At 63.5% G+C, this 13,238-nt stretch carries 13 protein-coding genes; 2 read left to right on the forward strand and 11 right to left on the reverse strand.

The window, feature by feature from the left end; translation table 11 throughout:
- Positions 1-11: 11 nt before the first annotated feature.
- The 9 genes from V1283_RS44260 to uvrC form a co-directional block, all read right to left on the reverse strand.
- Positions 12-1,481, reverse strand: coding sequence for an EAL domain-containing protein (locus tag V1283_RS44260; protein WP_334392861.1), 1,470 nt, complete (start codon positions 1,479-1,481; stop codon positions 12-14).
- Positions 1,482-1,642: 161 nt separating this feature from the next.
- Positions 1,643-2,704, reverse strand: coding sequence for a YihY/virulence factor BrkB family protein (locus V1283_RS44265; protein ID WP_334392862.1), 1,062 nt, complete (start codon positions 2,702-2,704; stop codon positions 1,643-1,645).
- Entirely contained in the window at positions 2,704-3,285 is a 582-nt protein-coding gene (locus V1283_RS44270) for a phage holin family protein (protein ID WP_334392863.1), read from the reverse strand. Before V1283_RS44270 ends, V1283_RS44265 begins: the two co-directional genes overlap by 1 nt.
- A gap of 85 nt (positions 3,286-3,370) precedes the next feature.
- On the reverse strand, positions 3,371-4,717 hold the full coding sequence (locus V1283_RS44275; RefSeq protein WP_334392864.1) for an aspartate aminotransferase family protein: 1,347 nt from the start codon (positions 4,715-4,717) through the stop codon (positions 3,371-3,373).
- Between the two features lie 207 nt (positions 4,718-4,924).
- On the reverse strand, positions 4,925-5,890 hold the full coding sequence (gene prmB, locus V1283_RS44280; protein ID WP_334392865.1) for a 50S ribosomal protein L3 N(5)-glutamine methyltransferase: 966 nt from the start codon (positions 5,888-5,890) through the stop codon (positions 4,925-4,927).
- Positions 5,890-6,357, reverse strand: coding sequence for a molybdenum cofactor biosynthesis protein MoaE (locus tag V1283_RS44285; protein ID WP_334392866.1), 468 nt, complete (start codon positions 6,355-6,357; stop codon positions 5,890-5,892). The genes prmB and V1283_RS44285 overlap by 1 nt, the downstream gene beginning before the upstream one ends.
- A 7-nt stretch (positions 6,358-6,364) precedes the next feature.
- On the reverse strand, positions 6,365-6,616 hold the full coding sequence (gene moaD / locus V1283_RS44290; RefSeq protein WP_334392867.1) for a molybdopterin converting factor subunit 1: 252 nt from the start codon (positions 6,614-6,616) through the stop codon (positions 6,365-6,367).
- Positions 6,613-7,227: a CDP-diacylglycerol--glycerol-3-phosphate 3-phosphatidyltransferase gene (gene pgsA / locus V1283_RS44295; RefSeq protein WP_334392868.1), complete on the reverse strand. Its 615-nt coding sequence runs from the start codon at positions 7,225-7,227 to the stop codon at positions 6,613-6,615. Before pgsA ends, moaD begins: the two co-directional genes overlap by 4 nt.
- 101 nt (positions 7,228-7,328) lie before the next feature.
- On the reverse strand, positions 7,329-9,419 hold the full coding sequence (gene uvrC / locus V1283_RS44300) for an excinuclease ABC subunit UvrC (protein WP_334392869.1): 2,091 nt from the start codon (positions 9,417-9,419) through the stop codon (positions 7,329-7,331).
- A 224-nt stretch (positions 9,420-9,643) separates the two neighbouring features.
- On the opposite strand from uvrC, the gene V1283_RS44305 reads away from it, so the two are divergent.
- Entirely contained in the window at positions 9,644-10,264 is a 621-nt protein-coding gene (locus V1283_RS44305; RefSeq protein WP_334392870.1) for an outer membrane protein, read from the forward strand.
- A gap of 179 nt (positions 10,265-10,443) precedes the next feature.
- Here V1283_RS44305 and V1283_RS44310 read toward each other — a convergent pair whose 3' ends face one another.
- Together V1283_RS44310 and V1283_RS44315 are read right to left on the reverse strand one after the other, a co-directional pair.
- The gene (locus V1283_RS44310; protein ID WP_028350729.1) at positions 10,444-10,659 is read right to left on the reverse strand and encodes a cold-shock protein; all 216 of its coding nucleotides are present in this window, start codon (positions 10,657-10,659) and stop codon (positions 10,444-10,446) included.
- Between the two features lie 263 nt (positions 10,660-10,922).
- Complete coding sequence (locus V1283_RS44315; RefSeq protein WP_334393399.1) at positions 10,923-11,783, reverse strand: 23S rRNA (adenine(2030)-N(6))-methyltransferase RlmJ; 861 nt, start codon at positions 11,781-11,783, stop codon at positions 10,923-10,925.
- A 248-nt stretch (positions 11,784-12,031) separates the two neighbouring features.
- Here V1283_RS44315 and V1283_RS44320 point away from each other — a divergent pair, with 248 nt between their 5' ends.
- Entirely contained in the window at positions 12,032-13,204 is a 1,173-nt protein-coding gene (locus tag V1283_RS44320; RefSeq protein WP_334392871.1) for a calcium-binding protein, read from the forward strand.
- The last annotated feature ends 34 nt before the right edge of the window (positions 13,205-13,238 follow it).

A 13,238-nucleotide genomic window follows, 5' to 3' on the forward strand; every position in this document is an offset into this window, starting at 1 on the left:
GCGGAAGCCTGTTAGCCGGGTCCCGCGGCGCGGCGCGCCAGCGCGGCATTGCCGGTCGACCGCATCGCGGGCTCTGCGGCCGGGCCGGCGATGGGAACGGTGTTGCTGGAGCCATTGGGAGTGCCGGATTCCTTGTTCGCTGTCGCCCCGCCGGTAGCAGATGCCCCCTCGGGCCGCAACGGCCGTGGCGGCGCAAACAGGAAGCCCTGTCCAAACCGCACGTCATAGTCGAGCAGATCCACCACCGCGCGCTCGCCCTCGATCTTTTCGGCGATCAGGTCGATGCCGAAACGGCCGAGCAGGTCGGACAGATCGGAAGGGTGGATGTCCGAGGTCGAACTCTGCTTGGGATCGAGCAACAATGCCGCCGGCACCTTGATGAACCGGACGCCGCGGTCGGCGAGGTCGCGCGGCTCGATCCGCAGATCGGTGACGTGATCGATCGAGAAGCGGTAACCGCGCTGCGACAATGCGGCGAGATTCTCGATTTCGATCGGACCGAGGCGGCGGAATGTCGCCTGCTTGAATTCGAGTACGAAGGACGGCGCCAGCGCCCGGTTGGCCTCGAGGAAGTCGAGGCATTGCGCGAAATTGGTGGGATTGCCGAGCGTCGCCGCCGAGACGTTGCAGAACACGCCGACGTCCTTGTTGCGCACCATCAGGCGGCGTAACACCTGAATGCAGCGCAGCATCACCATGTGATCGATCTTGCCGATCAGCCCGCCGGCTTCGGCGGTGGCGATAAAATCATCGGGTGCGAGTATCTGGTCTTTTTCGTCGCGCAGCCGCGTCACCGCCTCGTAGAAACGCACCTTGCGCTGTGGCAGCGTCACCATCGGTTGCAGGTAGATGTCGAGCCGGCTTTCCTCGACGGCATTTTTCACCGCGGCAAGCAGTTGCGGCTGGCTGCGCGAGGGCGAAGCGGCTTCGGCGGTGATCGCTGAAGGTGCCGGCCTTGCAGCTGCAACCGGCGCGGGCCTGACGGCGGGCGCCGCTTGCTCCGGGGCGATCTCCAGTTGTTCCGGCGGTTCGGAATGCGGCCTGCCCGCCGAGGCAGGAGGCGCGGCCGCCGCGCCTGAGGCCAGCAGTTCCTCATGGCCCGCCACCGAGATAGCCAATTGCTTGACCAGCCCGCCGAGCTCGTTGATCTCGCCGAGGACGGCCTGGATGCGGTCGGAGCTTGCAGAGTTCGCCGACACCACCCGGCCCTCGACCGCGGCGAGCCGGCGGCCGAATTCGGCGACCTGGCGGGCGAGGTCGGCGGTGCCGCGGGAAAGATCGGCGATCTGGCCGCCGACGTCGGAGCGGTCGCGCAGCCGCATCGACACGGCGTTGTAGAGGATCAGGAAGGTCAGCGCGGTGAGCGCCACGATCGCGGAATCGGTGCCGCTGAAGCCGGCCACCGCATGCAGGACGAGGCCGAGGGAGGCTGCAACCAGCACCATGCAGATGGCGATGAAAATCGTCGAAATGCGAATCATGTCGCGCGCTACGCCCTCAGGTCGGAACTGTATTCACCCGGGAAAATACGGAGATTTCAGGCACGGTCCACCTTGCGCTCCCCGAGCAGCGCAACCTTAGCACCAATGTTGATTCGCAGAGCTAATGTTCTTTGGACACGGCCGGAATTGGCCGCACCAACCTAAGCAGTTCCGCGCGACGGCTGTCCTGCCAATCGGGGGCGTGCGCTGCTGGCCGCGGTCTGACGCTCGATTTCCGAATTAAGCTCGGCTCCGAACAGCACGACCGTGGCCGACATCCACATCCACATCATGAGGCCGATGGCGGCGCCAAGCGAGCCGTAGGTCGCGTTGTACTTGCCGAAATTCGAGAGGTACCAGGACAACATGACAGAGCCGGCGATCCAGAGCAGAGCCGCAGCGAGCGTGCCGGCCCCCGTCCACTCCCACCGCGCTGCGGGCTTATTCGGTCCAAACCGGTACAGGACGCTCAGCGCGACGAGCAGGATCACAAACAACAGCGGCCAACGGGCCAGGCCAAGGATGAAGCGGCCCTCGGGGCTCAGGCCGATATGATTGAACGCCAGCGGAAACGCCACCACCGCGCTCACCATCAGCAGCAGCGTCGCAATGCCGCCGGTTGTAAACGCAAGCGACAGCAGGTTGAGCCGGATGAAACTGCGCGTTTCCTTCACCTCATGGACGACGTTAAGCGCGTCGATGATCGCCTTGACGCCGGCATTGGCGCTCCAGAGGGCGAGCGCAAGGCCGAACAGGAACGCTCCGCTGAGCGCGGCGGGGCCCTGGGCGAGCACGCGGGCGATCTGATCCTGGACGATCTGGAACGAGCCCTCGGGCAGCATCAGCGCCAGCGTTTCCAGGTTGGCGCCGATGGTTCCGGGATCGGTGAACAGGCCATAGGAGGAGACCAGCGCCGTCACCGCCGGAAAGACCGCAAGCAGCCCGAAGAACACGACGCCGGCCGCGGTGGCGGGCAAACGGTCATCATTGGAGCGCTCGTAGATACGCCACAGGATGGTCTTCCAGTTCGCCTGCCGGACCGTGCGAAGGTTGTCGGATCGCGCGCTGTGTTGGTGCGGCAGAGGGCCGGCGGGCGCAGCCGGCAATCCCGTCGATCCAGCTCTCGTGCCAGCCTGAAAGAAGTGCTGCGCCGTCAGGATAAGAATGGCAGTAGCCGCCATCAGAAGAAGATTATCCTGCTGCTCGGAGCGGGGGCGGGGCATCAGGCGTCCGTTTGACGGGCCTGCGATCGCCGTCGCGTGGCGGCCCACCCGAGTAGCGTCGCCATCACGATCAGGCCGGCCTGAATATTCCTGTTGTTCCGCGCCGCTCGCGATCGCCGCGCGCGAATTCCCGACGGTGGCACTGAAGGTGCCAGCAGGATCGAAGCTGCGGTATCTCGGGCGGCTTCGATCTGGTTCGGCTCGAGCGGATTGGACTTGATCGCCACGCGCAAGCGGCTGGTGAGCGAGGGAAAATTTGGCGGCGACGGCTTGAGCCTTGCGGCACCGAGCCCGCCACAGATGGCGGCAATGGCGGCAAGCAGTCCGCCGATCGCACCGAACGCCCAAAATTGCCCGTAGTGGATTTCGATCCAGCGAAACAGCGCGGTGATGCCGACAAGGCAGGCTGCGATCAGGAAAATGCCGGCCGCGGTGAACAGCGCGGCGGCGACGGCATAGGATGCCATGGTCCCGGTCGCCTGGTTGGTCCGGTCACGCAGATACGACCGCGTCGCCAGCTTGATCTGGTTGAGTTTCAGTCCGATCCCGGCGCGCAGCAGGTCGCTCGAAGGCGCGAGCATCTCTGCATTTCCTCCAGCGGTAGAGACATGATCGCCTCTGCCGCCGGAATGAACGCTTCGTTGTTTCGAATGTTCCTAAGCGCGCTTACGCCGTCGCGCGGATCACCTTCGTGACTTTTTCGATGATCTCGCCGATCTGGTCTTCGGTGATGATCAAGGGCGGGGTCAGCACCAGCGTGTCGCCGGCCACCCGCACCATCAGATCATTGTCGTGGAAAGCGCTGTTGAGCCCGGCGAAGCCACGCTTGCCCGGCGCGTCGGCGACCGGCGCGAGATCGATGCCGGCGGTCAGGCCGACGGTGCGGATATCCACGACATCAGGCTCCTTCCGCAGCGACATCACAGCCTCGGCGAATTTCGGCTCGAGTTCTTTCGCACGCTCGAACAGCTTTTCGTCGCGGTAGATGTCAAGCGTGGCGAGACCCGCCGCGCAGGCCAGCGGATGGGCCGAGTAGGTGTAGCCATGGGCCAGTTCGACCGCATGTTCCGGGCCGCTCATGAAGGCGTCATGGATGGTGTCGCGCACCAGCACGCCGCCCATCGGGGCCGCGCCATTGGTGATGCCCTTGGCGAACGTTAGCATGTCGGGTGTCACGCCATAGCGTTCGGCGGCAAAGGCGAAGCCGAGCCGGCCATAGCCGGTGATGACCTCGTCGAAAATCAGCAAAATGCCGTGCTTCTGGGTGATCTCGCGCAACCGCTTGAGATAGTTTTTCGGCGCCGGCAGCACGCCGGTCGATCCCGCCATCGGCTCGACGATCACGGCAGCAACTGTGTTGGCGCCATGCAGGTTGACGATGCGTTCGAGCTCGTCGGCGAAATGCGCGCCATATTCGGGTTCGCCCTTGCTGAAGGCCTGCTTGTCGCGGTCGTAGGTCGCCGGCAAATGATCGACGCCGGTCAAGAGCGAGCCGAACATCTTTCGGTTGCCGACAATGCCGCCGACGGAGGTGCCGCCAAAGCCGACGCCGTGATAGCCGCGCTCGCGGCCGATCAGGCGGATGCGGCTGCCCTGGCCGTTGATCTGGTGATAGGCCAGCGCGATCTTGAGCGCGGTGTCGGCTGCCTCCGAGCCGGAATTGCAGAAGAATACGTGGTCGAGGCCTGCGGGCGCCAGTTCCGCGATGCGGCTCGCAAGTTCGAACGCCTGCGGGATGCCGAACTGGAACGGCGGCGCATAGTCCAGCGCCTCGGCCTGCTTGGCGATCGCCGCCGAAATCTGGGTACGGCCGTGGCCGGCATTGGTGCACCACATGCCCGAGGCGCCGTCGATGATCTTGCGGCCGTCGACGGTGAAGTAATGCATGTCCTTGGCGCCGGCGAGCAGTCGCGGGTTCTTCTTGAACGCCCGGTTCGCGGTGAATGGCATCCAGTGCGCGGCGAGATCGTTCGGAACCGCGACGGGGGTTGGGCGGGGGCTCTTGTCCAGCATGGGCGGCCTCTTTTCTGTTTTGAACGTCGGATTGGCCCCAAAGTATCAGCTTCGCCGCGATACAGGAACGCCAACAGGCCGTGATATTTCCGCGCAATACGCCATAGCGTTTCGAGCGAAGCATGCCCTCGGACTTGATCCGGGGGTGGCTCCCGGTTCGCGTGAAGAAAACGCGTCAAAGCAAAAAATGGAGCCCCGACCAGGGGCTCAAAGATCGGCGGCGGCGATCCAGAACACTTCGCCCTCGGAATCCTCGGTATCGAGCCAGAGCAGCGGCAGTTCCGGATAGGCGGCTTCGAGCTGCGGACGGCAGCGGCCGATTTCGCATAGCAGCCCACCCTGCGGCGTCAGGTGCGCTTCTGCCTCGTCGAGGATCCGTCTGACAATGTCGAGCCCGTCGGCGCCGCCATCGAAGGCAAGCTTCGGTTCGGCGCGGCATTCGCGCGGCAGGCCGGCCATGCCTTGCGCATCGACATAGGGGGGATTGGAAATGATGAGGTCGTAGCGTTTGCCGTCCAGCGGCTTGAACAGATCGCCGCGGTACAGCGTCAGCCTGTTCGTCAGCCCGTAATCCCGGACATTTCGCGCGGCGACGTCGAGCGCATCTTTTGAAATATCCACCGCGTCGATTTCGGCATTCGGAAAAGTCCGGCTGGCCAGGATGGCAAGGCAGCCCGAGCCAGTGCAAAGGTCGAGCACGCTTTCGACCACGCCCGGGTCCGAGATCAGCGAGCCGGCCTCCTCATCGCCGTCGCCGCCGAAATGCTGCTCCAGCAGTTCGCCGATGAACGAGCGCGGCACGATGGTGCGCTCGTCGACATAGAACGGCAGGCCGCGCATGTAGATCTTGTTGACGAGATAGGCCGTCGGTTTTCGCGTCGTGACGCGGCGCGCGATCAGATCGAGGATCTTCTTGCCTTCGGCCGTCGTGACGCGCGCGGTGGCGAACGCCTCGAACTGGTCAGGGTGCAGATGCAGTGCCTCGCAGATCAGGAAGGCGGCCTCGGCAACCGGATCGGTGGTGCCATGCGCAAACACCAGCTCGGCCTCGGTGAAGCGGCTGACGGCGTAGCGGACGAAATCGAGCAGCGTCAGCAATTCACCCGCGCCGACCTTTTGCGGTGTCGAAATGGTCTGGCCGTGCTTCGCTGCCGGCTTGGTCCGTTTGGCCATCAGGGTTTGGTCCAGCGCGCGGCGGCATCGTCGTCATGGTCGCGCGCTTCGATCCAGCTCGTGCCTTTTTCGCTTTCCTCGCGCTTCCAGAACGGCGCGTTGGTCTTCAGATAGTCCATCAGGAATTCCGCCGCCTCGAACGCTGCCTGGCGATGCGACGACGCCGTCACGACAAGCACGATGTTCTCGCCCGGCGCGATGCGGCCGAACCGGTGAATGATGGTGAGGCCCTTTAAAGGCCAGCGCGACAGCGCCTCGTCGGCATGGCGCCCGATCTCGGCCTCGGCCATCCCGGGATAATGCTCAAGCGTCAGCGCGGCGATCGGTTCGCCGTTCTCGCTGCCGCGGCAGACGCCGCTGAACGTGACGACCGCGCCCACATCGGTGCGGCCCTTGCTCAGCGCCGCGATTTCCTGCGCGACGTCGAAATCCGCTTCCTGGATGCGAATGGTCGCCGTGACAGACATGTGAAGCTCAACCGCCGGTCATCGGCGGAAAGAATGCAATCTCGCGCGCGCCAGCGATCGCAGCGTCGGGCTTGACATGGGCGTGGTCGATGGCGGCGCGGATCACCTTCGGCTTTTCGAAGGCGTAGGCGTAAGCCTCGCCGCGGCTGGACAGCCAGCCGATCAAATCGTTCACCGTGCGCACATCGGCCGGCGGCTCGACGGTCTCCTCCGCCATGCCGACCCGCTCGCGTACCCAGGCGAAATATTTCACCTTCATCCCTCATCCTCCTTGATGAGGTGATGGATGCCGGCGCGGAAATAGTCCCAGCCGGTGTAGATCGTGAAGATCGCCGACATCCACAACAGGACGATGCCGATCAGGGTGGTCGCGGGCAGGATCTGCTCACCGGCTTCGCCCGCGATCAGAAAGCCGATCGCGACCAGCTGGATCGTGGTCTTCCATTTCGCCAGCTTGGTCACGGGCACGCTGACCCGCAATGCCGCCAGATATTCCCGCAAGCCCGAGACCAGGATTTCGCGGCACAGGATCACGATAGCGGCCCACAGGGTCCAGCCGTGGATGCTGCTATCGGCTGCCAGCATCAACAGGCAGGACGCCACCAGGAGCTTGTCGGCGATCGGATCGAGCATGCGACCAAAAGCGGACTGCTGATCCCAGATTCGTGCATAGTAGCCATCGAGGTAGTCGGTCACCGCGGCGGCGATAAAGACGGCCAGGGCTACCCAGCGCAGCCACAGCGGGCCGTCCAGGATGGACTGGGCAAAAACGCAGCCGACCACCACCGGAATGGCGGCAATACGGGCGTAGGTCAGGATATTCGGCAGGGACAGGGTTTTGCCCTGTCCCCTGGCTGTTGCGATGTTCATCCGTCTTACCAATACCGCTGGAGCGTGAAGGTCAACCGTGCGGACCTAGATCATCTGTCGCAGGCGACGCCCAAATGACAAGCCTTCGACTCGAAGTCCCCCTAGCCCGGCTGTGCATGAAAAAACTCGAAAATCTTGCGGGCGCTTTCGGCGCTAACGCCTGGAACCTTCCCGAGGTCCGCGATCGAGGCCCGCTCGATTTCCTTCAGCGTTCCGAAGTGATGCAGCAAGGCACGTTTGCGTGACGGGCCGATGCCCGGGATTTCCTGCAAGCCCGCTTCCCTGATGTCTTTTTTCCGCAGCTTGCGGTGCGAGCCGATCACGAAACGATGCGCCTCGTCGCGCAGCCGCTGGATGAAATACAGTACCGGATCGCGCGGTTCGAGCTTGATGGCTTCGCGGTCCGGCATGAACAGGGTCTCCCGCCCGGCATCGCGGTCCGGGCCTTTGGCCACGGCCATCAGGGAGACCTGGGCAAGTCCCAGACCCTCGAAAATCTCCCTGACGGCATTGAGCTGGCCACGGCCGCCGTCGATGATGACGAGGTCGGGCCATTGCGGAAACGAATCATCGTCGGCCTTCGCGCCAGGTTTTCCTTGGACGGCATCGCCCTCCGGCGGCTTCAACAGCCGCTTGAAGCGCCGTTCCAGCACCTCGCGCATCATCGCGTAGTCGTCGCCCGGCGTCAGTCCCTCGGACTTGATGTTGAACTTGCGGTACTGGTTTTTGATGAAGCCATCCGGCCCGGCCACGATCATCGCGCCGACGGCGTTGGTGCCCTGGATGTGGCTGTTGTCGTAGACCTCGATGCGCTTCGGCACCTGCGGCAGTCCGAGCGTGGTGGCCATCCCTTCCAGCAGCCGGCTCTGCGTCGCCGTATCGGCGAGCTTGCGGCCAAGCGCCTCGCGCGCGTTGGTCAGCGCATGCATGACCAATTCCTTTTTCTCGCCGCGCTTCGGCACCGAGACTTCGACCTTGTAGCCGGCCTTCACGCAAAGGGCGTCGGCCAGCAGTGCTGCTTCCTCGATCTCATGCGACAGCAGGATGAGCTTCGGCGGCGGCTTGTCGTCGTAGAATTGCGCGAGGAACGAGGCCAGCACTTCTTCCGGCGTGAACGACTTCTCGGCCTTCGGGAAATAGGCGCGGTTGCCCCAGTTCTGGCCAGTACGGAAGAAGAACACTTCGACGCAGGAATAGCCGCCCTCCTGATGGATGGCGAACACGTCGGCTTCTTCCACCGTGCGCGGATTGATGCCTTGCTGCGACTGGATCGCCGACAGCGCGGCGAGGCGATCACGATACAGCGCCGCGGTCTCGAATTCGAGCTCGGTGGATGCCTTTTCCATCTCGCCGGCGAGCAGCGACTTCACGGCATGGCTGCGCCCGGACAGGAAATCGGTCGCCTCGCGCACCAGCTCGGTATAACCGGGGAAGTCGATCTCGCGCGTGCAGGGGCCCGAGCAGCGGCGGATCTGATAGAGCAGGCAGGGGCGGGTGCGGCTCTCGAAGAAGCCGTCGGTGCAGGAGCGGATCAGGAAGGCGCGCTGCAGCGCCGTGATGGTGCGGTTGACGGCGCCGGCGGATGCGAACGGCCCGAAATATCGTCCCGGCCTTGATTGCGCGCCGCGATGTTTGAGGATCTGCGGCGCCCAATGGTCGCCTGATATCAGGATATAGGGAAACGACTTGTCGTCGCGCAGTTGCACGTTGAAGCGTGGCCGGAGCTGCTTGATCAGGTTGGCTTCCAGCAGCAGCGCCTCGGTCTCGGTCGTGGTCGAGACGATCTCGACCGTCACGGTCGCAGCGATCATCCGCAGGATGCGCGCCGGCAGCGGCGCGTTGACGCGGGCGTAGGAAGCAAGCCGCTTGCGGACGTTTTTCGCCTTGCCGACGTACAGCACGTCGCTGGCGGCATTGAGCATGCGGTAGACGCCGGGAGAGGTCGGCGCCAGCCGCACCGCGTTTTCGATGGCCGCGTGGCCGACCGCCAGCGGGCCTTCGGCGATCGCCTCGGCAGCTTCCTCACCAGCGTCCTCAGCGGCTTCCGGCAGGCGCGCCTCGTCGTCCTCCTCGGCGGCGGATGTCGCGGGATCGACGTCGGCGGCGGTCAGGTCCTGTGGCGGCAAATCCGGCTGGGAACCCCGTCGCGCCTTGCGCGGAGGCTTCGGATGGTCGGTAGAATCGTGATCCATGGGCCTAAATTAAGCGCTGCGGGGCGGCATCGCCAGCGCTCGCGGCACGCCTTGCCGGGGAGAGGCGCCGGTAACGCATTATTAAGAATGATGAGCGGGCGGTAACCCGGCTTAACAACCCTTTAACTTGAAACTCTCGATAAATCTTATCGGAAAAGTTGGAGTTCCGTAACCAAACCGGCGTCTCGCCCGGCTTGGTCGCGGCGGTTGCGTGGAGTTGCGTGATGAGCAGGTTTGTGTGGGGCACGCTGGCGCTGATCGCTGCAGGCTTGACCACGTCGGCGCAGGCCGCCGACCTCAATTACGGACGCCCGGCCTATACCGGCAACCAGCTGTTCGACGGCTTTAGCTGGGCCCGTCCCTATCTCGGCGTCAACCTCGGCTATGCCTGGGGCTCGGTCGCCAACAATCCGACCAAGCCGTCCGGTTTCGTGGGGGGTGTCCAGGCCGGCTACAATTGGCAGAGCGGAGCTTTTGTGTTCGGCCTGGAAGGCGACATCCAGGCGACGGGCGCTGAAGAAACCTTCGCCCCGTGGAAATTTTCCAACCCCTGGTTCGGCACGGTTCGCGGCCGCGCCGGTTACGCGTTCAACAACATCCTGTTCTTCGGCACCGGCGGTCTCGCTTTTGGCGAACTGCGCGCCACCACTTTCGGCGTATCGGAATCCCATACCAATGCGGGCTGGACGCTCGGCGCCGGCGCCGAAATGGGCTTGGCCCCGAACTGGAGCGCCAAGATCGAATATCTCTATGTCGATCTGGCCAACAGCAACTTCGTCATTACAGGGGCGTCAAATGGCTATCGGTTCGGCTTGATCCGGGCCGGCGTGAACTATCGCTTCTGAGAACAAAGAAACTGTCGGCTATCATCTCCCGGCGGCAGCAAGCCGCCGGGATTTTTTTGCCTTCGTTTCGGGGGTACGCGCGCGGGCGCCGCACGCCCCAACACTCTGGACGGCGATGCCGTGCCCGGCGCAATCTTCACAACCAAAAACTCAATCCAAGGTCCGGCGCGAGCGCAAGCTTACGATGAAATCACCAGGTTGACCGCCTTGGGGCCTTTGCCCTTCTTGTCCGGTTCGACCTCGAACGTAATGCGCTGTCCTTCTGTCAGATCCTTCAATCCGGCCCGCTCGACAGCGGTAATATGCACAAACACATCGCGGCCGCCATCATCGGGCTTGATGAAGCCGTAGCCGCGTTCTCCATTGAAGAACTTGACTGTTCCAGTCATGGCCATCGGGAAACTCCTCCCCCGTATTGCTCTGCCGCTACGCGCATCTCGCGTATCAGCCGACCGGACATTCGCTGCCGGAAGCTTGGCCACCTGGGCCGATCGGGTTAATGCCGCCGACCGGCCTGGATTTTATTAGGCCTTGATCACTCCGCCGCAACCATTCGCGGAAGCGGAACGTAAAGCCAGTCCCAACGGCCTGAGCATAATACGGATTTGCGCGAATTGCCTATGGCGATTCGCACTTTTCACCGCGTGCGCCGGGGTATTCAGGGCTTGGGCGTCTCGAGCCTGAACCGGCCGGCCCCGCCCTGGCCGAGCGGTTTTTCGAGTTCGGGCAGAATTGTCTTCAACTCACCCCCCAGCGTCCACGGCGGATTGACGATCAGGAGCCCGGTGGAGGCGAGCGGGCCGCCCGACGCCTGCGGCGCGACGGAAAATTCGAGCCGCAGACATTTGCCTGTCGGCTTGCTGGCGGCGGCAGCGCCCGCGACAAGGCGCGCCAGGGTGTCGGCGGCCCGCCGGCTCTTCACCGGATACCAGATCAGATAGCTGCCGGTCGGCCATTTCGCATAGGCTTCGGCGAACCCGCCGGCCAGCGTCTCGAATTCGTCCTTTTGCTCGAACGAGGGATCGATCAGCACCAGGCCGCGCCGCTCGTTGGGGGGCACGAAGGCCGGTAACGCCGTCCAGCCGTCGAGATCGACCACCCGCGCCTGGCTGTCGCGGCGCAGCGCATCGATCAGTTGCCGGCGGGCGCCGGGCTCGATTTCGCAGGCCGTGAGACGGTCCTGCGGCCGCAGCAGCGCGCGGGCGATCAGGGGCGATCCCGGATAGGCCTCAAGCTTGCCCGGCGCGTTGAAAGCCCTGACGATGTCGAGATAGGGGGTCACCAGCGGCAGCGTGTTTTCCGAAAACCGCGCCTGCAGCACCCTTGCAATGCCGGTCAGCCATTCACCGCCGCGGCGCGCTTCGTCGCCTGTGAGATCGTAGCGGCCGGCGCCGGCATGGGTGTCGATGACGCGAAACGGGGCCTGCTTTTCCTGCAGATAGATCAGCATGCGCACCAGCACGATGTGCTTGATGACATCGGCAAAGCCGCCGGCGTGGAAGGCGTGTCGGTAGTTCATGGTGGCAGGGGTTACGACATTGGGGCGAGGAAAGTAACCCATATCGTCGAACATGCGTGCGGCGGGCGACGTCTCCAATTGCGTTGGCGAGGCGCCGCCTCATCGCGAGATGATTTTAGGTCGTACACTCATAGAGACGGCCAAAACCATTGCATTTCAGCGGATGACTGCAAAATGCAGGCAGTCGCTAACCTTCTATTCAAGGGTGTATGTGTATTCTAGTACCGTGACATAGCAGGAAGTGACCCATGAGTGTGATTGCTGCCGCCTATTCATCGTACACCACTTGGTCCCTTTCGCAGGTCGGCGCCGCGGCAGCGGATTCAAGCACCAAGGTCAGCACGGCAAGTGTATTCAGCCGGGCCTCGTCATCGACGCTCGATGTCTCGGTCACCACGGTCAGCATCTCGTACCGCGCCAAGCTGTTGCTGGCGCGGGCGTCGGCAGAACGATCCGTGGTCGATCAGCTGCATGCACAGCTCGATGCCTTTCGCACCGGCGGGTCGGCGGCGGCGCTTCGCAGCAGCGGTACCAACAACGGCCTGTCGGTCGGCATGGATCTGTTCGAGATTATCACCGGAGCCAGTGACGACAGCATCAGGGTTCAGGCCAGCAACGCCACGATCGATTCCGGCGCGGGCGACGATGTGATCGATGTCGATGGCCGGGCCAACGTCGTCGCCGGCGAGGGTGACGATTTCGTCAGGACCTATGGCCATTCGACCGTGGATGGCGGCGCCGGCAATGATTTTGTCAGCACGTATGATCATTCGACGGTAACCGGCGGTGACGGCGATGACCACATCTACACCTATGGGTATTCGAGCGTTTCGGGTGGCAACGGCAACGACAGGCTCAAAACCTACGGCAATTCCACCCTTGACGGCGGCGCCGGCGACGACAGCCTCAGTGCCTACGATCACGCCAACCTGAGCGGCGGCGCGGGCAACGATTTCATCGACGCCTATGACCATGCGGTTGTCGACGCCGGTACCGGTGACGACACCGTCCGCACATACTCGCATGCGACCGTGTCGGCCGGCGACGGCGATGACCACGTTCGGACCTATGATAATTCTGTCGTCGATGGGGGCGCTGGCAACGATATGATCCAGGTCGGCGGATCTTCGACCGTGACGGGCGGCGCCGGTGACGATTACATCAAGGTAACGGGTGATAATTCCACGATCAATTTTGCCAAGGGTGATGGCAACGATGTCGTTCGGCTCGACAACGGCAGCGACAGCGTTGATTTCTCGATCAGTGGTTATTCGCTGAATGATGTTGTCATCACCCAGCAGTACGGCAGGGCCACTGTAAACTTCAAGGGCTCGAACGATTCCCTCGTTTTCGATCTCGGCAGCAATGGATCGGCACGACTGAGCTTCGCCGATCATAGCAGCGTGGACATTCGCGCCTGACGCAGCGCCGGCGTAGAAGGGTCCCGGCCATCCA

The organism is Bradyrhizobium sp. AZCC 2262 (assembly GCF_036924535.1).
Lineage (GTDB): Bacteria > Pseudomonadota > Alphaproteobacteria > Rhizobiales > Xanthobacteraceae > Bradyrhizobium.

Coding starts and splice junctions, on each gene's coding strand:
- V1283_RS44260 (WP_334392861.1), bottom strand. CDS start 1,481: ATGATTCGCATTTCGACGATTTTCATCGCCATCTGCATGGTGCTGGTT.
- V1283_RS44265 (WP_334392862.1), bottom strand. CDS start 2,704: ATGCCCCGCCCCCGCTCCGAGCAGCAGGATAATCTTCTTCTGATGGCG.
- V1283_RS44270 (WP_334392863.1), bottom strand. CDS start 3,285: ATGCTCGCGCCTTCGAGCGACCTGCTGCGCGCCGGGATCGGACTGAAA.
- V1283_RS44275 (WP_334392864.1), bottom strand. CDS start 4,717: ATGCTGGACAAGAGCCCCCGCCCAACCCCCGTCGCGGTTCCGAACGAT.
- prmB (WP_334392865.1), bottom strand. CDS start 5,890: ATGGCCAAACGGACCAAGCCGGCAGCGAAGCACGGCCAGACCATTTCG.
- V1283_RS44285 (WP_334392866.1), bottom strand. CDS start 6,357: ATGTCTGTCACGGCGACCATTCGCATCCAGGAAGCGGATTTCGACGTC.
- moaD (WP_334392867.1), bottom strand. CDS start 6,616: ATGAAGGTGAAATATTTCGCCTGGGTACGCGAGCGGGTCGGCATGGCG.
- pgsA (WP_334392868.1), bottom strand. CDS start 7,227: ATGAACATCGCAACAGCCAGGGGACAGGGCAAAACCCTGTCCCTGCCG.
- uvrC (WP_334392869.1), bottom strand. CDS start 9,419: ATGGATCACGATTCTACCGACCATCCGAAGCCTCCGCGCAAGGCGCGA.
- V1283_RS44305 (WP_334392870.1), top strand. CDS start 9,644: ATGAGCAGGTTTGTGTGGGGCACGCTGGCGCTGATCGCTGCAGGCTTG.
- V1283_RS44310 (WP_028350729.1), bottom strand. CDS start 10,659: ATGGCCATGACTGGAACAGTCAAGTTCTTCAATGGAGAACGCGGCTAC.
- V1283_RS44315 (WP_334393399.1), bottom strand. CDS start 11,783: ATGAACTACCGACACGCCTTCCACGCCGGCGGCTTTGCCGATGTCATC.
- V1283_RS44320 (WP_334392871.1), top strand. CDS start 12,032: ATGAGTGTGATTGCTGCCGCCTATTCATCGTACACCACTTGGTCCCTT.